Annotated in this window: 26 protein-coding genes; 13 read left to right on the top strand and 13 right to left on the bottom strand. The window is 39.1% G+C overall.

Going from position 1 to position 25,177, the window contains the following annotated elements; translation table 11 throughout:
• The first annotated feature begins 237 nt into the window (after nucleotides 1-237).
• Nucleotides 238-2,190 carry a methyl-accepting chemotaxis protein gene (locus ACH784_RS09550; RefSeq protein WP_404389627.1) on the top strand — a complete coding sequence of 651 codons (1,953 nt, stop codon included), beginning with the start codon at nucleotides 238-240 and terminating at the stop codon, nucleotides 2,188-2,190.
• A gap of 32 nt (nucleotides 2,191-2,222) precedes the next feature.
• On the opposite strand, the gene ACH784_RS09555 is transcribed toward ACH784_RS09550, so the two are convergent.
• Nucleotides 2,223-2,615 carry a winged helix-turn-helix transcriptional regulator gene (locus ACH784_RS09555; protein WP_404389629.1) on the bottom strand — a complete coding sequence of 131 codons (393 nt, stop codon included), beginning with the start codon at nucleotides 2,613-2,615 and terminating at the stop codon, nucleotides 2,223-2,225.
• A gap of 105 nt (nucleotides 2,616-2,720) precedes the next feature.
• Between ACH784_RS09555 and ACH784_RS09560 the strand changes: the two genes are divergently transcribed.
• From ACH784_RS09560 to ACH784_RS09570, 3 genes are all read left to right on the top strand, one after another.
• Nucleotides 2,721-3,200: an ester cyclase gene (locus ACH784_RS09560; protein WP_404389631.1), complete on the top strand. Its 480-nt coding sequence runs from the start codon at nucleotides 2,721-2,723 to the stop codon at nucleotides 3,198-3,200.
• Nucleotides 3,201-3,347: 147 nt separating this feature from the next.
• Nucleotides 3,348-3,665 (top strand): heavy metal-binding domain-containing protein, encoded by a 318-nt coding sequence (locus tag ACH784_RS09565; protein WP_404389633.1) that lies wholly within the window; start codon nucleotides 3,348-3,350, stop codon nucleotides 3,663-3,665.
• Nucleotides 3,662-4,165 carry a GNAT family N-acetyltransferase gene (locus tag ACH784_RS09570; protein ID WP_404389635.1) on the top strand — a complete coding sequence of 168 codons (504 nt, stop codon included), beginning with the start codon at nucleotides 3,662-3,664 and terminating at the stop codon, nucleotides 4,163-4,165. Before ACH784_RS09565 ends, ACH784_RS09570 begins: the two co-directional genes overlap by 4 nt.
• A 44-nt stretch (nucleotides 4,166-4,209) precedes the next feature.
• On the opposite strand, the gene ACH784_RS09575 is transcribed toward ACH784_RS09570, so the two are convergent.
• Both ACH784_RS09575 and ACH784_RS09580 read right to left on the bottom strand, forming a co-directional pair.
• Nucleotides 4,210-5,160 carry a hypothetical protein gene (locus ACH784_RS09575; protein ID WP_404389637.1) on the bottom strand — a complete coding sequence of 317 codons (951 nt, stop codon included), beginning with the start codon at nucleotides 5,158-5,160 and terminating at the stop codon, nucleotides 4,210-4,212.
• Between the two features lie 141 nt (nucleotides 5,161-5,301).
• Nucleotides 5,302-5,856 (bottom strand): TetR/AcrR family transcriptional regulator, encoded by a 555-nt coding sequence (locus tag ACH784_RS09580; RefSeq protein WP_404389639.1) that lies wholly within the window; start codon nucleotides 5,854-5,856, stop codon nucleotides 5,302-5,304.
• 103 nt (nucleotides 5,857-5,959) lie between these two features.
• Between ACH784_RS09580 and ACH784_RS09585 the strand changes: the two genes are divergently transcribed.
• The 4 genes from ACH784_RS09585 (at nucleotide 5,960) to ACH784_RS09600 (ending at nucleotide 8,227) form a co-directional block, all read left to right on the top strand.
• A complete protein-coding gene (locus ACH784_RS09585; RefSeq protein WP_404389641.1) occupies nucleotides 5,960-6,409 on the top strand; it encodes an HPP family protein in 450 nt (149 codons plus the stop codon).
• A gap of 44 nt (nucleotides 6,410-6,453) precedes the next feature.
• On the top strand, nucleotides 6,454-7,302 hold the full coding sequence (locus ACH784_RS09590; protein ID WP_404389643.1) for a DMT family transporter: 849 nt from the start codon (nucleotides 6,454-6,456) through the stop codon (nucleotides 7,300-7,302).
• Nucleotides 7,303-7,367: 65 nt separating this feature from the next.
• Entirely contained in the window at nucleotides 7,368-7,697 is a 330-nt protein-coding gene (locus ACH784_RS09595; RefSeq protein WP_404389645.1) for a DMT family transporter, read from the top strand.
• 59 nt (nucleotides 7,698-7,756) lie between these two features.
• A complete protein-coding gene (locus tag ACH784_RS09600; protein ID WP_404389647.1) occupies nucleotides 7,757-8,227 on the top strand; it encodes a hypothetical protein in 471 nt (156 codons plus the stop codon).
• Nucleotides 8,228-8,282: 55 nt separating this feature from the next.
• Here ACH784_RS09600 and ACH784_RS09605 read toward each other — a convergent pair whose 3' ends face one another.
• Complete coding sequence (locus tag ACH784_RS09605; protein WP_404389649.1) at nucleotides 8,283-8,882, bottom strand: FMN-dependent NADH-azoreductase; 600 nt, start codon at nucleotides 8,880-8,882, stop codon at nucleotides 8,283-8,285.
• A gap of 160 nt (nucleotides 8,883-9,042) precedes the next feature.
• Between ACH784_RS09605 and ACH784_RS09610 the strand changes: the two genes are divergently transcribed.
• Nucleotides 9,043-9,894 (top strand): pirin family protein, encoded by an 852-nt coding sequence (locus tag ACH784_RS09610; protein WP_404389651.1) that lies wholly within the window; start codon nucleotides 9,043-9,045, stop codon nucleotides 9,892-9,894.
• Between the two features lie 45 nt (nucleotides 9,895-9,939).
• On the opposite strand, the gene ACH784_RS09615 is transcribed toward ACH784_RS09610, so the two are convergent.
• Both ACH784_RS09615 and ACH784_RS09620 read right to left on the bottom strand, forming a co-directional pair.
• Nucleotides 9,940-10,992, bottom strand: a complete 1,053-nt coding sequence (locus ACH784_RS09615) for a fatty acid desaturase family protein (RefSeq protein ID WP_404389653.1) — start codon at nucleotides 10,990-10,992, stop codon at nucleotides 9,940-9,942.
• A complete protein-coding gene (locus ACH784_RS09620; protein WP_404389655.1) occupies nucleotides 10,989-12,032 on the bottom strand; it encodes a flavin reductase family protein in 1,044 nt (347 codons plus the stop codon). The genes ACH784_RS09615 and ACH784_RS09620 overlap by 4 nt, the downstream gene beginning before the upstream one ends.
• Nucleotides 12,033-12,432: 400 nt before the next feature.
• On the opposite strand from ACH784_RS09620, the gene ACH784_RS09625 reads away from it, so the two are divergent.
• Together ACH784_RS09625 and ACH784_RS09630 are read left to right on the top strand one after the other, a co-directional pair.
• The gene (locus tag ACH784_RS09625) at nucleotides 12,433-13,536 is read left to right on the top strand and encodes an EAL domain-containing protein (protein ID WP_404389657.1); all 1,104 of its coding nucleotides are present in this window, start codon (nucleotides 12,433-12,435) and stop codon (nucleotides 13,534-13,536) included.
• A gap of 95 nt (nucleotides 13,537-13,631) precedes the next feature.
• Entirely contained in the window at nucleotides 13,632-14,009 is a 378-nt protein-coding gene (locus tag ACH784_RS09630) for a hypothetical protein (protein ID WP_404389659.1), read from the top strand.
• Between the two features lie 140 nt (nucleotides 14,010-14,149).
• On the opposite strand, the gene ACH784_RS09635 is transcribed toward ACH784_RS09630, so the two are convergent.
• Nucleotides 14,150-14,797 carry a hypothetical protein gene (locus ACH784_RS09635; RefSeq protein WP_404389661.1) on the bottom strand — a complete coding sequence of 216 codons (648 nt, stop codon included), beginning with the start codon at nucleotides 14,795-14,797 and terminating at the stop codon, nucleotides 14,150-14,152.
• Between the two features lie 263 nt (nucleotides 14,798-15,060).
• Here ACH784_RS09635 and phnW point away from each other — a divergent pair, with 263 nt between their 5' ends.
• On the top strand, nucleotides 15,061-16,155 hold the full coding sequence (gene phnW / locus ACH784_RS09640) for a 2-aminoethylphosphonate--pyruvate transaminase (protein ID WP_404389663.1): 1,095 nt from the start codon (nucleotides 15,061-15,063) through the stop codon (nucleotides 16,153-16,155).
• Nucleotides 16,156-16,262: 107 nt separating this feature from the next.
• Here phnW and ACH784_RS09645 read toward each other — a convergent pair whose 3' ends face one another.
• Nucleotides 16,263-16,955 carry a UTRA domain-containing protein gene (locus ACH784_RS09645; protein ID WP_404389665.1) on the bottom strand — a complete coding sequence of 231 codons (693 nt, stop codon included), beginning with the start codon at nucleotides 16,953-16,955 and terminating at the stop codon, nucleotides 16,263-16,265.
• A 258-nt stretch (nucleotides 16,956-17,213) separates the two neighbouring features.
• Here ACH784_RS09645 and ACH784_RS09650 point away from each other — a divergent pair, with 258 nt between their 5' ends.
• A complete protein-coding gene (locus ACH784_RS09650) occupies nucleotides 17,214-18,224 on the top strand; it encodes a substrate-binding domain-containing protein (protein ID WP_404389667.1) in 1,011 nt (336 codons plus the stop codon).
• Here ACH784_RS09650 and ACH784_RS09655 read toward each other — a convergent pair.
• The 5 genes from ACH784_RS09655 to ACH784_RS09675 all read right to left on the bottom strand — a co-directional run bounded on the left by ACH784_RS09655 (nucleotide 18,221) and on the right by ACH784_RS09675 (nucleotide 25,160).
• Nucleotides 18,221-18,619, bottom strand: coding sequence for a hypothetical protein (locus tag ACH784_RS09655; RefSeq protein ID WP_404389669.1), 399 nt, complete (start codon nucleotides 18,617-18,619; stop codon nucleotides 18,221-18,223). The two genes, ACH784_RS09650 and ACH784_RS09655, sit on opposite strands and share 4 nt — an antisense overlap.
• A gap of 90 nt (nucleotides 18,620-18,709) precedes the next feature.
• Nucleotides 18,710-20,113, bottom strand: a complete 1,404-nt coding sequence (locus ACH784_RS09660; RefSeq protein WP_404389671.1) for an FAD-dependent oxidoreductase — start codon at nucleotides 20,111-20,113, stop codon at nucleotides 18,710-18,712.
• Nucleotides 20,113-20,922: a phosphonoacetaldehyde hydrolase gene (gene phnX / locus ACH784_RS09665; RefSeq protein ID WP_404389673.1), complete on the bottom strand. Its 810-nt coding sequence runs from the start codon at nucleotides 20,920-20,922 to the stop codon at nucleotides 20,113-20,115. Before phnX ends, ACH784_RS09660 begins: the two co-directional genes overlap by 1 nt.
• Before the next feature lie 17 nt (nucleotides 20,923-20,939).
• A complete protein-coding gene (locus tag ACH784_RS09670) occupies nucleotides 20,940-22,268 on the bottom strand; it encodes a DUF5690 family protein (protein WP_404389675.1) in 1,329 nt (442 codons plus the stop codon).
• Between the two features lie 90 nt (nucleotides 22,269-22,358).
• Complete coding sequence (locus ACH784_RS09675) at nucleotides 22,359-25,160, bottom strand: TonB-dependent receptor (protein ID WP_404389677.1); 2,802 nt, start codon at nucleotides 25,158-25,160, stop codon at nucleotides 22,359-22,361.
• Nucleotides 25,161-25,177 lie beyond the last annotated feature (17 nt).

A 25,177-nucleotide genomic window follows, 5' to 3' on the forward strand; every position in this document is an offset into this window, starting at 1 on the left:
CAAGGGCCTGACTTCAGTGTTCCAAAAGTGGAGCCACACCCTAATTGAATTAATTTACAAAAAAATTACATTTATCTTATAAATTTATGCGTAACATTTCCTAGACAACTAAACTAAATGGAATAAGTAATAAAATTTAAGTTAATTAGACGTTAATTGTTGCTAAAACCCCGTTTAAACCCCTAGTATGCAAATTAATCATCTACAATAAAAAGTAATAATCGCAGGGGTGATATTATGAGAATGCGCCAAAAGCTTATCATCAGCTTTGTTTTAACCGTCATTATTCCAATATTCGCTATTTCTATTGTGAGTATTTCACAGACCAAGACTGAGTCACTAGAACGCTTTGTCGATAGCTCTAGCAGTGAGATTCGACAAGTTGAAAACACTTTTAATTTATTCTTTGATCAAATGAAGAATAACGCCCGTTTTCTAGCACAAAGTAATACCGTCACTTCAGTATCAGAAAATACTTCTACTTATTTCGGTGCAGAAAAGATGATGGACCCACGCTCAGCGGGTAAAGAAGAAGCTGCTATTTTTGAGCTATTTGAATCTTTCGGTCAGACCCACGAAGAACTCCTATTTGTTTACTTAGGCACTCAGTATGGTGGTTTTATTCAATATCCCGCTGAGCCACTGGGTAATTACGACCCAAGAAAGCGACCTTGGTATCAACAAGTTTCACAAAACCCGAATAAAGTCATTGTTACTGAGCCCTATCAAGGGGTCACAGGACAAGCAATGGTGAGTGTGGCAACGGCGATTAAAAAGTCTGGGCAAACAATTGGTGTTCAGTCATTAGATGTAACTTTATCTACGCTAACAGACATCGTCAGTAATATTCGAATTGGCGAAACAGGTTACTTAATGCTACTAGACGGACTAGGCACTGTACTGGCCGATCCTAAAAACCCGGCAAATAACTTTAAATCTCTAGATAAGCTCAACTCCCCTATTTTTAATGCAATTAAAGCAAACAAAAATAAACCGCTTATCAATATAGAGTCAGATAAAAAAACCATGGTTGGTAAACTTTATCACTCAGATGAATTAAATTGGACCTTCGTTGCTATCATAGATGAAGCTGAAATTTTATCTTCTGCTTACAACATGTCATACAGTATCAGCATCATTGCTGTAATTATGTTGGTTGTATTTGTTGTCATTGCCATCGTATTAGCTAATAAAATTGTTTATCCAATCGAAATGGTGTCTGAAGGCTTAAAAGAGATTGCGCAAGGCGAAGGGAATTTGTCAAAACGCTTAAAAGTGATTGGTAAAGATGAAATCAGCGAATTGGCATCTTGGTTCAACCAATTTTTAAACTCAATTAATGAATTAGTTAAAGACATTCAAAACAATGCGGCAACATTAAATGACGAAGCCCAAGGGTCTAAATCGCGTATCAACGAAATTCGAGAGCGCTGTCACACCCAGCTAAATCAATCAAAGCAAGCAACACATACAACCGAATCGGTTGAGAGTATGGCTATCACCATTAGTCAAAACTGTGGCGACGCCTTAGAAGCCATTCAAACGACTGATTCTCATGCCCAAAATGGTAATGGCTTAATCAAACAAACCGTTGCGCAAGTCGCTCAACTTCACAGCTCACTGGGCAGCTCTGCTGGTGCTATGAGTGAACTTGAAAAGCAATCAAATAACATCACCAACATCTTAGAAGTGATCCGCAACATCGCTGAACAAACCAACCTACTTGCATTAAACGCTGCAATCGAAGCTGCACGAGCTGGTGAGCAAGGCCGAGGTTTTGCTGTTGTGGCAGATGAAGTAAGAACTTTGGCGCAGCGCTCTCATGATGCGACGCAAGATATTGAAAAAGTACTGACAGAATTGATTGAACAAACGCGCAGCGTGTCACAGCAAATGACTTCAAGTGTTGCCGACTCTGAACAAGCAATCGAACGTTCAGAGCAAGCTCACCAAAGCTTTGATGAAATCGCCAACTCTGTGCAACTGGTGCAAAATTTTATTGCCCAAATCGCCGAGCAAGCGCAACAGCAAGGTCATGCAGCAAGCGAAACCAAACACACTATCTCAGGGGTCAATGATTCAGCGCAACATGTTGGACAAGCTGCAGATAATTTATCGGCTGGCGCGACTCAATTAGTTGAATTGGCAAATAACCTTAACCGACTAGTAGGTCGTTTTGACATAAACTAACTTGCTAAGTGAGTGAAGCTAGACTATTAGCTTCACTCATATGTCTTTTTAAATTGCTCAATGACACTATTTCTGTCGTCATTGATTTTATCCACCAGGCCTTCTGGGATATGCGTATCACGAGCATATTTGGCACTCCATACAATCATATCTAGAAGAATGGGTAACATATCAATGCCCTTTTCTGTCAGTTTGTATAGCTTTTTCCTTTTATCTTGCTCACTCGCATGTTTTGAAATCAACCCTTCTTGTTCTAACTTTTCTAAACGCGTAGATAAAATATTGGTTGCCATTTTTTCATCAGAATTTTGTAAATCTGAATAAGTTTCTTTTCCAAAAAAAAGCATATCTCTCAATATCAACAAACTCCATTTGTCGCCTACCAAATCTAATACTTTCGAAATCGGACAGTTAGATCGTTTCATTATTTATTTCCTCCATTACACAAATACAGTTTAATTTAACTTGCACTTTGCAAGCAAATAAATTAACTTGCATTTTGAAAGTTAATTTTAACCAGAGGATTTTACATGGCATCACCTAAAATCAAACTAAGTAATTTAGTTAAATCTCATTGGAATGAAACAGACACCCAAAAGGCTTCTCTTGCTGTTGAGTTTGTTCAGCTTCTTATGAATGATAATAACTTTGATCAAGTCTTGGCTAGGTTCGGAAAAAATGGCTATAAGCAGCATAATCAAACCATTGCGGATGGGATTGAAGGCGTTATAACAGCAATCAAAACACTCACAAAAAGTGCCCCAGAGTTTAGTTACGATGTAAAACACGTTTTTGTAGATGGCGATTATGTAATATTGCACTCTCATGTCACTTTAAAAGCGAAACATCGTAATAACCCGAAACAAGGGTTTAATATCATTGATTCTTGGAGAATCGAAAATAACGATCTAGTTGAACACTGGGACGCAGTGCAAGGGATCAGTTTTTCTATGCGTTTATACGCCCTACTGACCGGCGGAAAAATACTTAATAGGAATGGCATTTTCTAAACACAATGCAAAATTAATAAGTTTTTGTCTCGCTGTTTACAGAAAATGTTTTACTAATAGCCAACAAACTCAATAACCAGATTTACTTTTTTAAGAATAAATGTTCTTATTTTAAGAACATATTAAATGGCTAACTTTAGGTATTTTATGATTTTTTCAACCACTGAAACGATCCCTGGCAGAGAAATAGAGAGTATTGTTGGTGTTGTAACCGGCAACGTCGTACAAGCAAAACATATTGGTCGAGATATCATGGCTGGATTAAAAGGTATAGTCGGTGGAGAGATCCGTGGCTATACCGAAATGTTGAGTGAAGCCAGAGATATTGCTATTGAACGCTTGGTCCAAAATGCCTCAGACAAAAACGCCGATGCCATCGTTGGAATAAGATTTACCACCAGTACCATTATGGATGGTTCTTCTGAAATTATGGTTTTTGGTACGGCAGTCAAGCTTAAACAATGATGCAAAACAAAAGCGTAACTTTAAGAGATTTTCAGCTCTCCGATAAAGAAAAGTTGCTGCAGGTACTAAACAACCCGCTCGTGACTCAATATTTATCGAGTAAAATTCCTAGTCCCTATACTGAGCAAGATGCCGTTTGGTGGATTAATGAAGGCAGCCGTGAAGGCTTTGTTAAAGCAATATGCTACGAAGGAAAGTTTGTTGGCTGCATTGGTGTCAATCCCGGGGAGTTTGAGTATCAACGTTGCGCAGAACTTGGTTATTGGCTAGATAGCGACTATTGGAGAAAAGGTATTACTTCAGAAGCGATTTCACTTCTAGTTAGTGATGTCTTTAGTAACACAGACATTGTTAGAATTTTTGCTTCTGTGTTTTCACCCAATATTGCATCAAAACAACTTTTGTTGAAATCAGGTTTCTTTCCTGAAGCAGTATTAAAAACAGCAATTTTTAAGGATGGAAGATTCTACGATAATCACTTGTTCGCAATGCTAAAATAATCAGCTCAATAGCTAGAGTATTTTTAATAAAAGCCACTATAAACTTAAACAACAAAGTCAATTTGCTGAATAAGTCCGGCTTTGCCATCACTATCTACATAAAACCCTGATTTTCTAATTGCGCCTTGTAATTTGCCTTCAGCTCTAAGGTTAAAAGGTGTCTCAACATTTTTCACCGATATCGCTCCGATATTGGCTTCTTCTAAGCTAATTAATTTATCTTCTTGGGCATTTTTGACCCACACTCTCAGGCTATCAAATATGTCGTCATTTTCATCAATGAAACCATTTTGGTCATTATCGAACTGACTCAAGTCAGCGAATCCATTGCCACTGAGTGCGCCAAATAGCTCAGTTCCATCGCCTATCTTGTTATTACCATTTCTGTCAAATGCCAAATAGCCATAACCTTTTTCTAGCTGAGAAAAAGTATCATTTTTACCGTCGGCATCTAAATCGAAAGAAGTTTTAGATGTATCAAGCTGAACCGCTTTATTGGTGAAACTAATAATGAGGGGATCTTTAAACTCTAAAGATTCTATATTTCGCTGATAACTTGTGTGCGACTGCTCAAATGAAATCTTAAAGGCAAACTCAATTTCTTTACCCTCTTCGAGGCTTAGTTTGCCATTTAAGCTAAGTACATTCGCTTGGCTTTCATGTTTGAGTGTTTCAACTACCGCATGGGTTGGGCGGTTTTCGTCAGATGCGTTTGCTTGTTCAACAAGTTGTGTCATTTCAGCATGAGAAATATCTTTCCCGACTACCCAGTCTATTTTTTTACCTGTTAGTTTTTGCACTAACAACTTCAAAACATACATCTGTGCACTGTCGCCATTCAAGATGTCTTCAGTTTGTTTATTTTCAAGCGCAGCAGGTGGTTCGAGGTTTTGTTCCACGTTTTGCTCTAGATTGACCTCAGTGCGCTTAACACTTTGTTTCTGAGTACCTTGATATTGATTCGACAGAGTCAGTTCTGATTTGTCAATTTTCATAAAAGCATCCATTCAACTGTGAATAGACTTTTATCGGCAGAGCAAGAATTATATTGAGCAAAAAACAGACAGCCGTTGCAACCGAGTGTATGCCTAATCGCCAATGTATTATGAAAATTAAAGGCTAAATTAAAACCCGCCCTAGTTGTCTGTGAGTTTTAAAAGAGACTGAATACAATTATGTGTAGAATGACTTTCTGCAGGGTTTAAACTCGATTGCACAATGGCCCCCTCTTTTAATGTACAAATTAAATCAAGTAACTCATTGTTTGTGCTTTTCAAATATTGACCAATTAACGCTTTTACTTGCAGTTTATGTTCTAAACAAAACATTTTGATTTCGTCAGCAAAGGTAGCAGATTCAGCGGCTGTGTTGATAAAAAAACAGCCTCTAAATTCACCCAATTGCTCAACTTTACTGTCGAACCAAGTTTGTAATGCATTAAACAAGCAGTGGATTAACTCACTGTTTGATTGAGCATGTTGAATCTCTGTTTCTAGCCAACTCATAAAAACCTGGTGCCTGTACTCTAAGGCTGCGAGCAATAATGCTTCCTTACTCGCAAAATGATTATAAAGCGTGCGTTTAGCAACTCCTGACTCTTTTAAAACTTCATTGATACCGATGCTATTGACGCCATGTTTATAAAAAAGCTTAAGCGCAGTCTCAATGAGGAGTTGTCGTTTTGGATTCATATTGCGTTCTGACATTGACAAAAAGTACGTTGACAATAGTAGACCAACCTGTCTACCATTACAAGTAGACAAGTTAGTCTACCTTAAATTACAAGGAACTCTAATGAAAAATATTGTTTTATCAATTACTGCAGGCATAGGTGCATTTATTGCCATTGCACTGCTTTCATTTTTAGACACGCACACCTCAACTGTGGTGTTATTAATGGCGCCGTTCGGGGCAACCGCTGTGCTGGTGTTTGGCGTGCCTGAAAGCCCGCTTGCACAACCAAAAAATGTCATTTTTGGGCATTTAATCACGGCGTTTGTTGGCATTTTATTCTTCCAAGTGTTTGGCAATGATCCTATTTATTTGGCGCTTGCTACTGGCCTTGCCATCAGTTTGATGCTCATAACAAAAACGACCCATCCACCAGCTGGGGCTAACCCTTTATTGATAATGCTTGCAGGAGAAGGTTGGGGTTTTCTGTTTACCCCAGTCTTGATTGGCGCTGTAATGTTAGTAATTTGCGGAAAATTAACGCAAATTAGCGTGAGAAAATTGCTACATTAACGGTCTTTGCACAATTACTCATAAAACATTTAAGGCCACCCAATATGAAGGCAGGAATTTTCACTTTAGTCGCGCTGCTCGCATTTGCAGGAAATTCCGTGTTATGTAGAGTTGCATTAGGAGAAGAACAAATTGACGCTGCAGGATTTACTGCGGTCAGATTAATCTCTGCAGCTTTATTTTTATATTTATTATTCAGCTTTAAACGGATTGAAAAACCACTGCTGAGTTATGGACATTGGTGGTCTTCATTAATGTTGTTTATTTATGCTATTTGCTTTTCTTTCGCCTATTTAACCTTAGATACGGGAACTGGTGCATTGATATTATTTGGCTCTGTTCAAATTTGTATGTTTACGGTATCCAAGCTATCAGGAGAACGGTTTTCTTCGCTAGAACTCATTGGATTAGCTATGGCAGTTATTGGGTTTATTTATTTGGTCTTACCGACACTTTCAACTCCTTCTTTGTCAGGTTTTGTGCTGATGGCAATGTCAGGTATTGCTTGGGGCTTTTATACACTCGCAGGCAAAAAATCACTGCAGCCAAGTTTAGACACAACTATGAATTTTATTAGAACCATACCAATGGCCATGATAACCCTGCTGTTTATTGATTTTAGCTCTATCACAAATAAAGGCCTGGTTGTTGCCATTTTATCTGGTATTGTGACTTCGGGTATTGGTTATATAATTTGGTATAAAGCGCTCCCTTTATTATCAAATATGCAAGCCGCTGTAACACAACTTTTAGTCCCTGTTATAGCAGCTTTTGGTGGGTTGGTATTCATATCAGAGCCAATATCTATGCGACTTGTCGTCGCTTCGATACTAGTTCTAGGTGGTGTACTCTTGGTGGTGATTGCAAAAACAAAAAATAGCCAAGTTAATTAAGTTATCTTATTAACTAATCAAACTTTTACGAGTAAACTCCGCTCTCTTTTTGTCGTGGTATCTATATGGCTTGGTTTTATTTAACTATTGCAATTGTATCTGAAGTGATTGGCACATTAGCGCTAAAATCATCTAATGGCTTTACTCATTTGGCTTCAAGTACACTTTGCATTATTGCTTACTCTATTGCTTTTTATTGCCTTTCATTGGTTGTGAAGGATGTGTCTGTAGGTGTTGCCTATGCCATCTGGTCTGGCGCAGGCATTGTTTTGATTACAGCATTAAGTGCTTTACTGTTTAAGCAAACACCTGATCTTGCTGCAATAATCGGTATGACGTTAATAATTGCTGGTGTGATAATTATCAACATCTTTTCAAAATCAGTGTCTCACTAACATATTGTCTCCACATTGTTGGATTATTATCTTGGTAATATTCAAACAATGGACAAGTTATGTTTATACCTAAACTTCTCGCTAATAGACTGTTTTTACTTTTAATAAGCTTAGTGGTTTCTACCATCATAGCTATGTTGATGTTTCATGAGTTGCAGTTGATGTTCTCGGAGTTAACATTAGAGCACCTTCATGAGTTGAAAGAAGACGAAGAAGGTATAGCAATATTATTAGTCGGTTTTGGTGTGTTGCTTGAAGGCAGACATATTTTACAAAACTGGGTAGCTGGTCAAGAGGTTGAAAGCTCTGAAACTACGCACCAATGTGAGTATTACGGTTTCATTTTATTATCACTTGGATTGTTTATTGAGATTTTTGACCAAATCACCAACCTTATTAATAATCCTCTTTTCTTATTTTGGACTGAAGTCATCGTAAATTACCCGATTAACATCTATGCCTTGTTTTTGCTCATTAAAATCATGTTTGCACTCGTCGACCCTGAATTAGACGCAAAAGCAGCGCATTAAATCTGATTACCAACAGGTCGGCTCAAAAACCTTCCTGTTGGTTATGACTAAATGGCTATAGCTCAGAGATAAGCTCATTCATGTGTATCTTGGCTGCAGCCAAACTTTCATCTTTCACTGCTATATTTAGACCTTCAGCATAAATGAACTCAACGTCTGTAATCCCTAGTAGTGCAAAAAACGATTTAACATGTGTAGTTTGAGAGTCGTTATCAGTACCGGCATAAATACCGCCACGCGCAGCTACCACTATCACTTTTTTATTTGCTAACAAGCCTACGGGACCTTGCTCTGTGTATTTAAACGTAACACCCGCTCTGGCGATTCTATCCATCCAAGCTTTAAACTGTGAAGGCACACCAAAGTTATACATAGGTAGGCCAATCACCAGTAGATCGCTTCGCTGTACTTCTTTAATCAAATTATCTGACAAATCAGTCAACGATTTTTGTTCATCGTTTCTCTGCCCCTCAGGCGTCATCCAAGCTAGCATTTCTGTTTGCTTCAAGTGTTCCAATGGCTCCTTAACTAGGTCGCGATGTGTAACTGTTAACTCAAACTTACTCGCCAATCTGTCAACAAACTCATTGCTCAAAATATAAGAATTACCAGTGTCATGATTGATTGATGTATTTATTAGTAAAACATTTTTCATCTGTATTCACCTTAAGTCATTTCTTTAACACCAGTCTAAGCTTGGCAGCAAAGGTTAAACAGCTATGAATTTTGAACACTCTAATCAAAATTTTTGAATAGATTAAATGTGTATTTTGCACCTATGCTGTAAATAGTTAATCACCTGATTTGAGTTACTTATGGCATTAAAATTATCCGCAACAGAGCATGATATTGGTGGCCTAAACGTAAAACGTTTACTTCCCAACATGAAAAAACGCATGGTTGGGCCATTTATATTTTTCGACCATATGGGCCCGACTAGTTTTTCTCAAGGTGAAGGGATTGATGTCAAACCGCATCCACACATTGGCCTTTCCACTTTGACTTATTTAATTGAAGGTAAAATTTTACATAGAGACTCATTGGGTAATAATTTAGAAATCGCACCGGGTGATGTGAATTGGATGACAGCTGGTACAGGTATTACCCACTCTGAAAGAGAAAGCGTCGAAACAAGGGCAAGCGAGCACGCTCTCAACGGCTTACAATCTTGGATTGCCTTACCAGCACAGCATGAAGATATTGCGCCTGCATTTACGCATGTGAAGCGAGAAGCCTTGCCACGAATTGTTCGTGATGGCGTTATGGCCCGTCTCATAGCAGGTAATGCCTATGGTTTAAGCTCACCAATTAAAACTTATTCAGAAATGTTTTATCTAGATGTCATTGGTGCTGAAGGTAAAACAATTGACGTACCCAACCCAGACTTTGAAACCGCACTCTATGTTATATATGGTCAAGTCACTGTCAACGAAGAGACTATCTCACCCTATGAGCTTGTATTATTAGAAGACACAGAAACGACAATTAAGTTTTCTAAGAACAGCCGCGTTATTTTACTGGGTGGAGAAAAATGGCAGCATGTGCCTTATATTCATTGGAACTTTGTATCGTTTAGTAAAGAAAAAATAGAACAAGCAAAGCAAAACTGGATAGATGGTAAATTCACAGAGATCCCATCTGATAACCTAGAGCGAGTGGAATATTAAAGATAAACCTCCCTCAGCCAAATTTTAACTGAGGGAGTAACTTTCCTAAGGAAATGAATATCGAATAATACGTTTTAAGACTGAGCCATATTGGCGCCAAAATCCGCCCGTATTGTAGTGAATACCGTGATGCTGAAAGATTTTTTGTACTTTCGGGGCTATTTCTGGGTAACGCTTCGCCGGTAAGTCTGGAAACAAATGGTGTTCAATCTGAAAGCTTAAATGCCCTGTTAAAATGTGAAACCATGTGCGACCTTTAAGGTTAGATGAGCCCAAAGCTTGACGGTAATACCACTGCCCTTTGCTTTCGTTTTTACACTCCTCTTCAGTAAAAGTATGAACATGCTCAGTAAAATGACCGCAAAAAATAATGGTCGAGGTCCATAAGTTTCTTAATAAGTTTGCAATTAAGTTGCCACAAAAAACCCATAGAAATAGCGGCCCTGCTAGAATTGGGAAAATGACATAATCTTTAACCAGTTGCTTAGCCCCTTTGCTAAAGAAGCGTTTTTTTAGCTCTGCGTGTGATACTTTGTTATCTCGGTTGCCTTTCTTTTTACCAAAGAAAACCCGCTCTGCTGCCATCTCATGATATGACACGCCCCACTGAAAAAGCACACTCAATAAAATATAAGTAATAAACTGCCAAAGGTTTTTAATACGCCACCTGAAGTCATTCGATAACCTCAAAAGGCCATAACCAAAATCTCTGTCTTTGCCGATAATATTGGTATAAGTATGATGTTCGTAGTTGTGTACCCTGTTCCAACTACTGCCATCACAGGCAATATCCCATTCATAGGTGCGAGAATTAATGAACTTGTCATTCATCCAATCATATTGACCATGCATCACGTTATGACCAATTTCCATGTTGTCTAAGATCTTGCCGACTGCAAGACTTAAGACCCCCACGACCCAAAGTAATGGCTGCCAAAACCCTAACATCAGTAAAACTCTGCCGCTCCACTCAAACACTCTCTGCCAGACAATGACTTTACGAATATAGTTCGCATCTTCCTGCCCTACTTTTGCTTTTACTTGTTGTTTTACTTCATCGAGCTGCAAGGCTAACTGGTCAAAATTCACTTGCTTCATAGTTCTAACTCCAAATCTGTCACAGCCTGAGTGACACATAACTGAATAAGCTCTTCGCTGTTATCTGATAAGCGGCCATCACGCATATCTCTTACAATGCCTTTCTTTTTTACACACTGACATTGATGACAAATCCCCATACCACAGCCATATGTAACGGGCTTATTGTGCAATTGAAATTCGCTTAATAATGAATCTTGGTTACTGATTTCTAAGTCACCATGATTGAGCTTTACCCTGAATCTTGCAGCTTCATTTATGGATTTAGTTGGCTTAATTGCTTGAAAGTGCTCTGCTCTGATGGGGATTTGACGTGACTTACAGAATTCCTCAGCTTCAACGTACATTTCTTGTGGCCCGCAGACAAGGATCTCATCGGTATGTTCTATTGAAACAAACTTGGAAAATGAGCCGTGTTCACTACGATTAAGCAGTTCAAAACTAAAATTAGGAAGTCTAGTTAAAAAATTCTCTAAAACATCCACCATTAAATGCGAGTTAGGCTTAGCGTAATACAATAAATGAATGTGTTTCTGCGTGTTTTCCTGTAAGTCATCCAGCATTGCAATGAATGGGGTAATACCAGAGCCGCCTGCTAAAAATGTCGTATGATTGCTTAGCTCATCAAATATGAATTTCCCCATTGGCTCGGAAATATTAACCCAGCTGTTCATAGCTAACTCGCCAAGATACGGAGTGAAGTTACCCTTATCATGAGTGCGGATCACCAGATCAATCGAGCCCGTTTCTTTTAATTTTTTCGCACCAGAAGCGATGGTGAATACTCGAGAAATCAGCCGACCTTGTTGCTCTATTGTCAAAGAAATGTGCTGGCCGGCTGTGTGTATTTGCCATTTTTTATCTGGTTTTAGGGTTATTTTAAATGCATTTTCGCTAAGCACTCGAATACCTTTAACCTGTGCCCGATAAAACCCGCTTCTCCAAGCTGGCTTAAATACTTGTATCACAGGTTCGAAATAACCTGATAAGTCACTGTGATGAAATAAATTGTTTGAAATAAATCGTGAGATATTTTGCATGTCTAAACCATTTTAGCTTACACGTGTACGCCCATTGAGCGCACAAGTGTAAGCTCAAAATTTATAAATGCAAATTTTTTTGAATATTTAACCTGAGCTTTGGTTAAGAGATTTACTAACGTATTAATACTGAAAATGGTAAGTGATTTTTCAAGTCTGCAGCCGGAGACTTTTAGCGATAACAAGGCGACTTTACGCGTCAATAGCTGGTCTATTGCAAGTAAATTCAACGCAGTTAACGTTGAAAGTAGCCGCTGGAGATAGATTTATTATCCAAAGATCAGGTTAATAACTCTAAAGATGTGGTTTTTCTCGTAATTTGAACAGTAAAACTCTTACATGGATCTAAACTCATTATCAAACCGTAAGGTTATGAGGTTATTCTTAAAGGAGACACCTGATGTACTGTGCAGATTGCGAAAAGATAGAAAATTATTTTTACAGCGAAACGTGTTTTTGGATATTTTTCCCTACTATAGAAAGCATCAACAAAGCCATTGTGTTTTGCGGACAAAATCATTACCAAGCAGTACAAAAAGATGAAAAATGCCTTGCCATTACCATTAAACATGCGCAAATAAAACGCTTTCTTTTTGGTTTGTATGGTGAATTTGAACCTTCGGAACTGGCCTGCACGAAGATAACGACGACAGATGGTAGTGAACTTTCGATTAGTGATATTGGTAAAATCGTCACGGCAGATGTTCTTATAAACCGTTTCAACAGTACGTGGATCTCGCAGTCCATTGATGCCGAAAAGTATGAAACGCACTTTCAGCCGATTTTTAAACTTGAAAATAACGAGATAAAGCCATTTGCCTTCGAGGGGCTTTTTAGGATCAAAGATGAATTTGACAACATAGTGCCACCAGCACATGTCTTTAAACTCGCTGAAAGCTCGGATCTGTTATTCTCTGTTGATTTAGTTGCTAGACGCTCAGCGGTGTCTCATTTCAGTAAATCACAATTAAATGGCAAACTCTTTATAAACTTTGACCCATCAAGTATCTATGACCCCTCTTATTGTTTGCGAGCGACCGCATCAGCAATCAATGCTTTAGGCATAAAACCCGAAGATGTTGTTTTTGAGATTACCGAAACTCATAGTGTTCAAGACGAGTCAGTAATGCGTGGCATACTTAATTTTTACAGAAATGCAGGATTCGGCGTTGCGCTAGATGATATAGGCTCAGGCTGGTCAGGGCTAAATATGCTGCATAAATACCGCCCTGATTATGTAAAAATTGATATGGATTTAGTACGCGATTTAGATACTGATCCTTACAAACAGACCATAGTTAAACATTTAGTCCATATAGCCAAAGACAACAACATCAAAGTGATCGCTGAAGGTATCGAAACCGAAGGTGAATTTGAGATTTTAAAGTCTTATAACACAGACTTTTATCAAGGCTTTTTACTTCAAAAACCAGCTTTGTTTGAATCTAATGTCAGTGATGAAAGAACCAAAGAAATAGACAATATTTTACGAGGAATTAAGTAATAAACATGTTTAAAAATTGGATTGCTTAAATTTTATATTTTAGCAATCCATTCGCTCCTTTCTAACGTACTTATTGATTCTATTTGGAGCGATACATGTACTTAGAAAAAGAAACTTTAAATCTACCAATTCCCCCTGAAAACTCACTAGACGAGCATCAAAAACAGTTATACCGTAAAGACCCTCAAAAGTTCTTGAAGAGCGTTGATTTTATTCACGCATCAATAAAGTATATGGTCGACAACCACATAGAAAAAATCAATGTTACCAACAAACAGACCATATTCATTTATGATGATGGAACGCAAGAATTTTGGATTGAATGCAATAAAAATAGAAAAAATTTCAAATTTCAACTGATAGAAGAATCACCAGTTATCTTAGATGACAGTGAATACATCACTATTTGTAAACTTGCACACTTGGTGAGGCAAGATCAATTGAGATACTTTCATACCAATCCTTTTAATTAAGTGATCTATTTTGAGGCAAGGAAAATTGTCGATAGCTAGGCTAAAATTTTGCTATTTAGTTGTTCTAAATAAGAAATTTTTAACGAAGCTAGCGTCAGTTTTAGTCCCTCAAAATGATTAAGTATTAATGAGGGTTGGTATTAGTATTTATCATAGAAAACTTTGCCATCTATTTTCATTAGCTGGTTCCACAATTGTTCAGATAGATTTGGATAAAGCGAGTAAAACTGGTGGCTGAAAACTAAATAACCATAATTTTCTACAATCGGGATTTTATTTTCGACGAAGTTTACTGGTAGGTTTTTATGTTGGCAGTCACTCAGTGAAATACCTACTCGACCATTAAAAAGTAACTCGTGGGCTTGCTTAACCGACACGGTTTCGTAGATTTGAAAACCTTTTTTCTTCAAATCTTCAACAAGCGAATAGCCTCTTGGCACAGAAATACCTTGCGGCATGTCTACTAATAATTCATGACCATTCCATTTTAAGGGCACATTTTTTTTATGGATAAAACAAGTTGCAGTGCTTGAAATTGCACGCTCATTATCGAGCTCATTTTTTGTAGTTTTAGGGTACTTTGCAAACGCCTCTCTGCTGACTGAGTGCCTTGCAATCAATGCATCAACTTTACCAAGCTTTAAATCGTTTAAACAACGCTTCCATGGCTCACGAACAAACTCAATTTGTACTTTTAAGAGCATTTCATCAAGCTTTTGCACAATCTCGATTGCTGCACCTGGTTTTTCGCTAGGTGTTAAGACACCTTCACCACGATAATGAGGCAAAAGTTCTTTACTCTCATAACAAAACTTGAGCGTTGTTGCCTTAGCAGTTACGCAAGCAGTCAAACAGATTAAATACAAAAAACGTTGAAACATATGATTTTTAAACTTTGACAATTACCGTAATTTTAGCCTTATATTTCACAATGAACAGTTATTTTTAATTCATTCATTTAAATCAGTGCATCGTAAACTGTCACAATTACATCATCAAAACATCATAAAACATATGCTCTAATTACTGGTATAGACCAGATGGAGTTTTTATGAAAAATAACTATTTATTACTGACCCCCGGCCCACTCAGCACATCTAAAACAGTGAAAGAAGCCATGTTACAAGATTGGTGCACTTGGGATGACGATTACAACATTGGGATTGTAGAAAAAATTAGAACCCAGCTATGTTCTCTTGCCGGTAGCACTGAACTATTAACTGCCACTTTAATGCAAGGCAGTGGCACAGCTTCTGTTGAAGCGGCCCTGGGTACTTTTATCTCAAAAAAAGACACCTTACTCGTTATAAATAATGGCGCTTATGGTGCGCGCATTAAACTAATCTCAGACTATCTCAACATCAATGTCATTAGTCTAGATTTTGCAGAGACGCACTATCCTGACGTTGCCCAAATCGAGAGAACGCTTAAAGAAAACCCACACATCAGCCATGTTGCCATGGTTCATTGCGAAACGACGACTGGCATGCTTAACCCACTAGAAGCTGTGGCCGAACTTGTGAACCATTACAAAAAAACGTTTATTTTAGATGCAATGAGTAGCTTCGGTGGTATACCCATCGATATGATAAAGCTAGGTGTTGATGTTTTAATTAGCTCTTCTAATAAGTGCATTCAAGGTGTTCCTGGTTTTGGCTTTGTGATCTGCAAACACGCATTGATTTCACAGTGCAAAGGCAATGCCCACTCTCTATCTCTAGATCTGTATGATCAATGGCAAACTATGGAACAAAAAAATGGTAAATGGCGTTTTACTTCACCTACGCACGTAGTGAGAGCATTTGCACAAGCATTGATTGAACTTGAACAAGAAGGGGGTATTGATGCAAGGTATAGCCGTTATAAATCAAACCAGTCTTTACTTGTCAGTGGTATGAGAGAAATTGGCTTTGAGACACTTTTACCCGATCCGTTGCATTCACCAATAATTACCTCGTTTTATTCACCAAACGAACCTGGATATAACTTCAAACAATTTTATGAAAAGCTAAAGTCGCTTGGCTATGTCATCTATCCTGGAAAAGTGTCAGACGCTGACTGCTTTAGAATAGGCAATATTGGTGAAGTGTATCAAAAAGACATAGAAGGCTTACTTCAAGCCGTTTATAAAGCGAAATACTGGTAGTCTTTACTATCTTTAAATGAAAAATTTCCCGGAAAGTAAAGCAAAAGCCTATTTATAACTGACCAGTCGCTTTTGCTTTTTTGATCATTTTAACTTCTACCCTCTTATCAATGCCCTTCCACTACCATTTCAATACAATCATGTAGCCAAAATTCAATGTTAAAGTCGACCAAATTGTCTTTATTGTCATAACGCGCTCTTTGCACTTTTAAGCAAGGCGTGCCACTATTTTTTTCAAGTAATTCAGCCGCATAGTCGGGTAGCACAGTGACACTGATGTTGCACTGCTCATGAGAAACATCAACCTGATACTGTTGTTTCATAACATCAGTAATTGAGCCATTTAAGACTTGCTTTTCGAGATGGTTGAAACGCGCTGCTAGACAGTGAATTTCTTCAACCAGTACACCTCTGCCATCTAAATATCGAGCTCGGGTCAGTTTGTAAATTGGCTTATCATCAAAGTGAGTAAATGCAATGCTGTGCTCATTTGAGGGGGCCATCAGCTCGATGACTTTGGTAGAGGGCGTAAATCCTTGAGATTCAGATAAAGCGTTAAAATTCACTTTGCGTGCTGGATGCCATTTTAACTTTTCAGGGGTAACAAACCAGCCTCTGCGTTTTTGACTGTAGATCACCCCTTCAGATTCTAACCTAGCTAACGCTTCTCTCACTGTGATCCTTGTAGAGTTGAACTGCTCTTGCAAACTGCGCTCCGAAGGAAGTTTAGAACCCGCTTTTAAACGCCCCTCATTGACCAAATTTTGAATATGATTTCGGATGACTTGATACAACAACATAAGCGACTTATTTAACTAACCATTTAATTGACTGAACAGTGCTAGCTTACTGCAGTTTTATGACAAACAGAATTAGGTGTTTATTTGAATTAAGCGAATTTGTTGTCTAAGTTCTAATAATTGAACTGACATATTAACGTGAAAGAATTCAGAAATATAAGCTTACATAAATAAATATTTTTCACCTTAATAGTTTTGTGATTTTTTTATGTATAATTGTTTCAGTATCGTCATTTTTACATCATTGAAGTCTGATTAATGAAATTTTCTTTTCGTCAATTTATTCACCTACCTATCTGTGTTTTCAGTTTGTTTTATTGCACTTTGATCCAAGCTAATTCAAACAAGCAATTCACAATTGCAGTGATAGGTAAAACCAAAAATGATTCATTTTACGAGCAATCTTTTAAAGGCTGCCTAAATTTTGCCAGTAAGGTTAATAATCTAAAATGCATCTATGATGGCGCTGATGATTATCAAGATGTAAGAACTCAGTCTTTAGTGATTAGTGAATTGGCAGAGCAAAGTGTCGATGCTTTTTTAGTCTCAACCACTGACTCTGAATATTTAGTGACGCATGCCCTCAAGAACTTAAAAAAGAAAAATATTCCAGTTATCACATTCGACTCTGACTTATTGCCCAAACATCAACAATACAGGCTTGCTTATATAGGCACCAATAATTTTGATTTTGGTGTCGCCCTAGGTAAGTTGGCAATAAAATACAAAACAGCTGAAAAACAAAGTATTTGTCTACAGTCGGGGCATCAAACTACCCCAAACCTGAACGCCCGCCTTGCAGGGGTGCGTCATGCCTTATCTGGTCAAAGTAAAAAGCGTTTGTCTGGCGACAGTGGTTGGGTAGAACATCCTCGCTGCCCGCTTTATACCATGGGAAAAAGACATGCTTCTTTGGAGCAAGTAGAGCGCTTTTCTTCTCTAAAAAATCCGCCAATATTCTTGGCTGTGGCAGGGTTTGCTCAGTTTAACCCTGACTATATAGAGACGCTGAAAGCAGCAAAGGATAAAATAGCCGACGGTAACTTTGTGATGATCTCAGCTGACACAGAGCAAATTCAACTTGATGCGCTTAAGCACGGCCTCTCGACAGTAAATTTAGGTCAAAAGCCTTTTGAGATGGGTAGGAAAAGCGCCGAGCTAATGTACAACTACCTCACGCAGGGCGCAAAACCTGAACTTGACAAATACTATTTAGATTATCACCTGTGTGATAAATCTAATTTTGAGACATGTACAGTAAATTATTAATTTCTCGTATATACCGACAAAATTGGAAATTTATTTTCACCAAAACTCAAAGTAATAGACTGTGTTTCATTGCCACTAAATGGCTGTTTAAAGTTTATGGGGGAATATCTTGAACCGTCAGCAAACAACGCCATGATGTGTTTTGCTTGTAACTCTCTGCGGCCGCTCGATTGATTAGTAATGGTTAAAATTCCCCATCGCTCTCCATTGTCATTGCTCATTAAAACAAAGTGGTCGATGGCAAAGTCACTCTCATCTGGATACACATTGGCGTCGTTTTCAAAAGCAAATTTAACTTGGCTGACATCAACTCTATCCAAAGACAACACATCATTTTTTGCAGCTAAACCAAAACACGCAACCAGCAATAATATTGAAACAATGTATTTATACATATCCTAATGCCCCCAAATCAAATAGCTTTTATAACCAAAGAAATATGAATCCTCTCTTAACTTACCTTTTTAAATAAGGAATACAAAACGCTAATACTTGTTCAATGAGGTGTCCACTTTAGCGGCTGAACCACTGAGTTTACTTAGATAACTGTCCCAAGGTGCGACTTGTTTATTTAAATCTTCTGCATACTCCTTACGGCGAATAGCATTTCGCACCATGTATGCCCCTAAGGTTCTAATTGGCTCAAAAGGAAATTGTGCAATTGGCTGATTAACTAAGCCACAGTCTCGCCACTTATCTGCTTTGTTCAAAATTAAACTTGCCAAGATGTTACCGCCAAGGTAGCTCTGCACGACGCCATTACCTGAGTATCCGCTGCCATAGTAAATGTTTTTCTGAGTTTTTAATTGCCCAAAAAAAGGCAGCCCACTAACACTTCTATCAGATGGCCCTGTCCAACTTCTTTCGACTTCTAAATTGCTATGATTAAAAAAATAGTGCCAGTAATGCTTCATCATTTCTAAATATCGACTTGGCTGATCAAACCTTTTTGACACATGATTTGCATAGCTAAAATAGTTGCCGCCTTTGCCTAACATTAGTCTGCCTGATGTCGTGGTTCGATAATAATTGACGAAAATTCGGCTATCTATAATCGGAGCGCCATGGTTCAGTCCCATTGCTTTAATGGCTTCTGGGTTGGCTTTGCTGATAACCATATCACTTGAAACTAACACCACAGCACGTGCAAATTGTGGCTCAAGCTTAGGAAGCCAAGCATTCACTGCAAACAGCAGTTTATTGGTTTTGATCATGCCTCGGTCTGTTTTTAGATTTAAAGTTTCATCGCCCTGATAGTGAATATACTTGGTCCGTTCATATATTTTCACACCAAGTTGCTTGGCCACTCTAAATAAACCTCGGACTAATTTGGCAGGCTGAACACTGCCAGCATGAGGTGAAAATATTGCAGATAAATTCGCTTTAGAGCCTGTCATTTCAAGCTTATCTTGTGTAACACTTTGCCAAGCATTGAGTTGATGTGTTGCAAGTAAATCGAGCACAGGTTGAAAGGCATTTTGCTGTGAGGCGTTCGATGCCGTGTAAAACGTACCATCAACGCGACAATCACAGTCAATGGCATATTTTTCAGTGAACGCTTTAATCTCATGTACTGCTTGTTCAGAGGCTTTGACCAAATTAATCGCCCGCTCTAAACCAACTTGCTTAATTAAGCTGCCAAACTTTGTAGACCAGGTGAGCATGGCACCGCCATTTCTACCTGAAGCACCTTGTCCACACAAGTCCTTTTCGATAATCACAACATCAAGTTCGGGTTTTGTTTGCTTCAGATTAATTGCTGTCCAAAGCCCTGTAAAACCACCACCAATAATACATACATCTGTGGTTATATCATGAGTCAAGTGTGAGGCAGATTTGTCATCTGCCTCAGTTACCGCCTCATCGAACCAAAAAGGCACATAGCGCATTAAGGTCTTTCTCCTCTTGCTATTCTGGCTTCTATCGCATGTAAAATCGGCTCAATATCAGCAAGCGAATCAATAACATAATGGGCACCCGCCGAAGCCAATTGCGCATAAGCTTTTCGAGTAAGCGACGCCTGTGATGCTTCAGTCTCATTTGCCCATTCCTGCTCGCTCAAGCCAATGGCATTACCTGTAACGGCTATGCCTACTGTCCACATCCCTGCATTTAATCCTTCACTAATACCATGTATTGAATCATCTACCTTTACGCAGGCACTTACTCGAGAAATACCCAGTCTTTGTACATTTTCTAATGCCATCCAAGGCCCAGGACGAGAGCCTGCTTCGCACTCATCACTTGCAACCACACAATCAGGTTTATAACCATATTCTGCCGCAACAGCCACCAAGACATCCATCACAGGTTTTGGATACCCTGAGCAACTGCCTATTTTGACGTTATCAGATTGCAATCGATGTATCACCGATAAAACGCCTTCGATTGGTGCAGCACGATCAGCTACCTTAGCCTGCTGTAAAGGCATAAATGTATTGTAAATGTGGTCGACATCATCTTTATTAGGTAAACGACCGAATTGGTTTTGCCAACGTACTCGAATTGAACCTGTATTTAACAGTGTATGAATATGGTCCCACTTCCCCATTCCCATTGGGCCACGAGCTTCTTCAAGGCTAATCTCAAAATCAAAGCCTTGCTTAAAAGCCTCAACAAAAATACTCGTGGGTGCAATTGAGCCATAATCCACGACGGTGCCCGCCCAATCTAAAATTAGCGCTTCAATATGTTTCATTTTGATGTTCCTGTTCGTTAGTTTTGATGTGCTGGTTGTAGAGAGTAACCAGGCTTAAAAGGTTTAAGTTTGAAACTGAAATACAACAAGGAGCTCACCACCAGCACACTGGCAATAGCCGCTACCCAGTAACAAGCCATAATGAAAAAGTTCAACCAACTTAATTCTGGTGATGCAAAAGTTTTATAAAGTAAAATGCCAACTGAGCCGACATAACCTGCTGAGTCTGCGAGATAAAGCAAAAAACCGGCATTTGCCGTTGAGCCGACTGCTGAAATCATTCGGTCAAATAAAAAGCAATTATAGGGGATGTAACTGATATAAAGTCCTGCGCCAAGTAGTACCATCCAGGCTTTAGCATCCAGCAGACTCTGCTCAAACGCCCATGTGCTTATTGCCAATAAAGCCGTGCCCAGTAAGATAAAACCGTGATTGGCAAAAAATGCGATACGGTTATTTTTAATCAATACCAAAGCCGCTAACGCAATTAAGACAATTAAAGCTATTCGGACGCCTGCATAAGCAAAAATTGCAGGCTCTTGCCCATACCCAAGTGCATGCCAAATTTCAGAAGAAAAATTATCTCGAAAATCTCGAAACCCGGTGAAGAGTAAGAAACTTAGTACCAGTAAGGTGATCCCAACCCCGTATTCTTTAAAAAACGCCCACCTTTGAGTGCCGTTCATTGGGGCTCTTTTTTGTCTGGCTTGCTCATCTGATGCTGTAGGCACTGGTAAACTGTTCAAACTCAACACAGAGATAACCAAAAGAGGTAAGAAAATGGCGCCGGTCACTGCGGGCATCCACATTTCTGATACCTGTATTTCAACCATAAGCCATTTACCCACAGTACGAACTAAGCCCGACGCAAGAATAAATGTCACACTTAACACTGCACCAAGTAACTCGGTGGTTTTACGTCCTTCTAGGTAGCTAAATACCAGTCCCCAGATCATGCCAAGCGATAAGCCATTAAAAAATAACCAAATAATATTGAGTGGTGAAGGAGAGATAGCAAATAAGATCAATGAAAGCTCGGCACTCACTATCATCCATAGAATGGTTTTTGCTCGGTTTGCATGCTGCATCTCTGCAATGACTTTTACACCGATAAATTTAGCCACTAAGTAGCCAAATACTTGCGATAAAATCAAAGCTATTTTGAAACTGACGAGCCAGTGGTCTTGATCCAGCTCGGTATAACTATTAACCGAAAAGGGCTTTCGAAATGCATACATACAGAAATACGTCATAAACGCACTACAGGCAGCAAATGCAACAAAAGCGAGCCCTTGAGCTGGCCTTAACCATTTTGGCGGCACTTGCCAAAGCGATAAAGAGTTCATAAGTAAACCTTGAATATTACGAGGCCAGTCTCTGACCTCGCAAAACAGCTAAGAAATATAAGAAACAAAAACTAGGCGTTTAAGTTAGTGTTAGAACTGGTAGTTAAAGCCAATCATTGCGCGCATACCGTAGTACTCAACTTGCAGCGGTCGGCCCTTTTCGCCCATGTAGTATTCAAGTGCTTCATTAGTGAGATTATTAAGCTCTAGATAAACCAAAGCTTGTTCGTTGATTTGATAAGAAGTTGTAAAATCAACACTGGTATTTGCGCCATAGTAACTGTCGCCTTGTGCCGATTTGCCATGCTCTTCTATATAAGCACCTTTGTGATTCACAGCGATACGAGCTGCAAATTCTGTATCGTCGTAATAAAGGGTAAAGTTATATAATTCTTTTGCTTGTCTTGGGATAGCAACCTTGCCTGCCCGCTCTGGAATGGTCATTTCTGAATCCATAAATGTGGCATTGGTCATAACACCAAAGTTTTCTAACTTTGGAGAAATAAAACCAAGGTCACGATTAAACGCTAACTCTACCCCTGCAAGCCACGCACTGTCGCCATTTTCAGGGCGAACAATATTAACCCCATCACGACCGTTGTAATTGCCAATCGAGCGTTTTTCGAAAATTGGATCTTGAATGTCTTTATAGAACACACCCGCAGACACTAAACCTACTCTGTCAAAGTAGTGCTCTAACATTACATCTAAGTTGTTAGAATAAGTTGGCTCTAGCGCAGGGTTACCTGAATCAAGCTTGTTGTCTGCTTCTAGATAAGTTGCCCCCGGAGTTAATGAGCCAAAGTCTGGACGAGCAAAGCTTCTTGTTAATGCAACACGATAATTCGTTGACTCATCAGCACGATAGGTAAGATGTAATGCTGGCAGGACAGAAAGATAATCATTACTCTGCGTGGTGTCTACAGTCTGTTGTTTATCGGCTAAGTAGGTGTAGCCGGATACACTGGTTTTAGTTTGCGTCAGTCGAAGTCCTGCGAGTATTTCTAACTGCGCGCTCATTTGATAAGTTGCCATACCGTAGAGTGAAGTATGGGTTTCTTCTACATCAAAATTTCGACCGAGTGCGCCGCCATTGCTGATAAGTGCTGATTCACCATCAACCAACCTGAATTTCTCTCGGTTTGTATTCCAAAATGCCATTGCATCTTCTGTTGTGGCCACTTGAGAAAACTGTGCTTGGTAATTGAAATTAGCTTCTGTTAGGTAATCGCTTCGACCGGGTTGATCAACAAGTGTAAAATCAGCAAGTGTTGGTGCTGTTCCAAACTCATCACTATTCCACTCGTAAAACTCATCTGCAAAATCGGCATAACGTACTTTATCTCTGTACTTTGCGCCGAATTGATAAGTTAGCTCAGGATCTATTTGCCATTCAAAATCAAGGTTAGCAACCAACCTATCTTTCTCTTTAACATATACTTTATAGAGCTCAACCCAAGACAAGCCAGCTTGAGATGCATCCACAACGAAACCATTTGCGAAATGGTTGTTGATCGCATTCCAAGGATCAGCGCCCCCATCCACTAGGTTATACGCGTAGCTTTTTCCATTAGATGCTTCTTGCAAACCAACATAACCGACGTTTTTCTGGTCAAAACGCATAACAAAATAGCTGTTATCTTGACCATTTGGTTTATCACCGTATTTGAACTCATTTTCATAGCTCGCTAACTGCCAGTTTATGGTTTTGTCAAAGCCGATATTGTGGACACCCGCGAATTCTAAACCATTCATTTCTGTAATTAATTCATTACGGATATGCTGCAGCTCAACTCTGTCTTTATCAAAACGTAGTCGATGTTTGTAGTGCGTTTCATCATCAACCAAGGTGCCATATAATGCACTGGCACTGATACTGCCATTCTCCAAGTCGTATTCAATAGAACCATTTAAACCATATGTTTCGCGGGTTCCTGTGTAATCTCTCAGCTCCAGTCGATAAATACCGAAGTTTTCGCTTTCACCTCGACGTCTTGGTTCGTAATTATCGGTTGCCCAATCTCGCTTCCAAGCCGTGGCATTAACAATAAACCCGAGTTTGTCATCAAGTAAGCGGTCTCCGTAAACCACATTTGCGGAGTAATTTGTTCCTTCTGCTAGCTCGTTTTGACCTAGTGCAAAGTTTGTTTTAAACACAAAGTCATCTGCTGATTTTTTAGTTATGAAATTAACACTGCCACCAATTGCATCGCCTTCCAAATCTGGGGTGATCGCTTTAGATACTTCAACAAACTCAATTAACTCGCTCGGGAAAAAATCAAATGCCGTTGCCCTACTGGTTGTTTCTTCTTCTGCAGTTGGGAGCCGATTGCCGTTGATACTTGCCGAACTCCATTGCGATGGTAAGCCACGAACTGCTACAAAGCGCCCTTCACCCTGATCGCGCTCAATTGATACACCAGGAATACGTTGCACCGCTTCAGCTGCATTTCTGTCAGGCAACTTTCCAATACCGTCAGCGGCTATAACACTGATAATATTCGAGGCATTTTTTTGATTGTTGGCAGCTGCCATTTCGCCCCGAAAAATTTGACCCACACTCACAACCTCTTCTATTTGTTGTTGTGAGTTTAAAGTGATTGGGTCGAGTAAAGTAATTTCAGAGTCTCGTACTTTTACTTTTACCTCAGCGCTGTCATACCCCATGTAGCTCACAACAAGCGTATATTCGCCACTTTCCACATTCGGCAGTTCAAATCGACCGCGATAATCTGTAACCGCAGTTACTTTATGCCCCTTCACGGTGATCATTACACCTGACAAATGACTTTGCAGATCCTTTACTGAACCAACAAGTTTGCCATTTGATGCAAAAGAGTGTGCGCTTTGAGCCAGCAATATTGCAGCTGCGATATAGGATAGTTTTTTCATTGCGTTTATCTCTAATT

It is taken from the genome of Pseudoalteromonas phenolica (assembly GCF_044788725.1).
GTDB classification, from domain to species: Bacteria; Pseudomonadota; Gammaproteobacteria; order Enterobacterales; family Alteromonadaceae; genus Pseudoalteromonas; species Pseudoalteromonas phenolica_C.

Excerpts from the sequence above, each read along its gene's own strand:
- ACH784_RS09610 (WP_404389651.1), top strand. The coding sequence starts at position 9,043 with ATGGCATTAAAATTATCCGCAACAGAGCATGATATTGGTGGCCTAAAC.
- ACH784_RS09595 (WP_404389645.1), top strand. The coding sequence starts at position 7,368 with ATGGCTTGGTTTTATTTAACTATTGCAATTGTATCTGAAGTGATTGGC.
- phnX (WP_404389673.1), bottom strand. The coding sequence starts at position 20,922 with ATGAAACATATTGAAGCGCTAATTTTAGATTGGGCGGGCACCGTCGTG.
- ACH784_RS09605 (WP_404389649.1), bottom strand. The coding sequence starts at position 8,882 with ATGAAAAATGTTTTACTAATAAATACATCAATCAATCATGACACTGGT.
- ACH784_RS09585 (WP_404389641.1), top strand. The coding sequence starts at position 5,960 with ATGAAAAATATTGTTTTATCAATTACTGCAGGCATAGGTGCATTTATT.
- ACH784_RS09650 (WP_404389667.1), top strand. The coding sequence starts at position 17,214 with ATGAAATTTTCTTTTCGTCAATTTATTCACCTACCTATCTGTGTTTTC.
- ACH784_RS09575 (WP_404389637.1), bottom strand. The coding sequence starts at position 5,160 with ATGAAAATTGACAAATCAGAACTGACTCTGTCGAATCAATATCAAGGT.
- ACH784_RS09655 (WP_404389669.1), bottom strand. The coding sequence starts at position 18,619 with ATGTATAAATACATTGTTTCAATATTATTGCTGGTTGCGTGTTTTGGT.
- ACH784_RS09630 (WP_404389659.1), top strand. The coding sequence starts at position 13,632 with ATGTACTTAGAAAAAGAAACTTTAAATCTACCAATTCCCCCTGAAAAC.
- ACH784_RS09625 (WP_404389657.1), top strand. The coding sequence starts at position 12,433 with ATGTACTGTGCAGATTGCGAAAAGATAGAAAATTATTTTTACAGCGAA.
- ACH784_RS09580 (WP_404389639.1), bottom strand. The coding sequence starts at position 5,856 with ATGAATCCAAAACGACAACTCCTCATTGAGACTGCGCTTAAGCTTTTT.
- ACH784_RS09560 (WP_404389631.1), top strand. The coding sequence starts at position 2,721 with ATGGCATCACCTAAAATCAAACTAAGTAATTTAGTTAAATCTCATTGG.
- ACH784_RS09645 (WP_404389665.1), bottom strand. The coding sequence starts at position 16,955 with ATGTTGTTGTATCAAGTCATCCGAAATCATATTCAAAATTTGGTCAAT.
- ACH784_RS09660 (WP_404389671.1), bottom strand. The coding sequence starts at position 20,113 with ATGCGCTATGTGCCTTTTTGGTTCGATGAGGCGGTAACTGAGGCAGAT.
- ACH784_RS09620 (WP_404389655.1), bottom strand. The coding sequence starts at position 12,032 with ATGCAAAATATCTCACGATTTATTTCAAACAATTTATTTCATCACAGT.
- ACH784_RS09555 (WP_404389629.1), bottom strand. The coding sequence starts at position 2,615 with ATGAAACGATCTAACTGTCCGATTTCGAAAGTATTAGATTTGGTAGGC.
- ACH784_RS09615 (WP_404389653.1), bottom strand. The coding sequence starts at position 10,992 with ATGAAGCAAGTGAATTTTGACCAGTTAGCCTTGCAGCTCGATGAAGTA.
- ACH784_RS09590 (WP_404389643.1), top strand. The coding sequence starts at position 6,454 with ATGAAGGCAGGAATTTTCACTTTAGTCGCGCTGCTCGCATTTGCAGGA.
- ACH784_RS09570 (WP_404389635.1), top strand. The coding sequence starts at position 3,662 with ATGATGCAAAACAAAAGCGTAACTTTAAGAGATTTTCAGCTCTCCGAT.
- phnW (WP_404389663.1), top strand. The coding sequence starts at position 15,061 with ATGAAAAATAACTATTTATTACTGACCCCCGGCCCACTCAGCACATCT.
- ACH784_RS09565 (WP_404389633.1), top strand. The coding sequence starts at position 3,348 with ATGATTTTTTCAACCACTGAAACGATCCCTGGCAGAGAAATAGAGAGT.
- ACH784_RS09550 (WP_404389627.1), top strand. The coding sequence starts at position 238 with ATGAGAATGCGCCAAAAGCTTATCATCAGCTTTGTTTTAACCGTCATT.
- ACH784_RS09675 (WP_404389677.1), bottom strand. The coding sequence starts at position 25,160 with ATGAAAAAACTATCCTATATCGCAGCTGCAATATTGCTGGCTCAAAGC.
- ACH784_RS09670 (WP_404389675.1), bottom strand. The coding sequence starts at position 22,268 with ATGAACTCTTTATCGCTTTGGCAAGTGCCGCCAAAATGGTTAAGGCCA.
- ACH784_RS09600 (WP_404389647.1), top strand. The coding sequence starts at position 7,757 with ATGTTTATACCTAAACTTCTCGCTAATAGACTGTTTTTACTTTTAATA.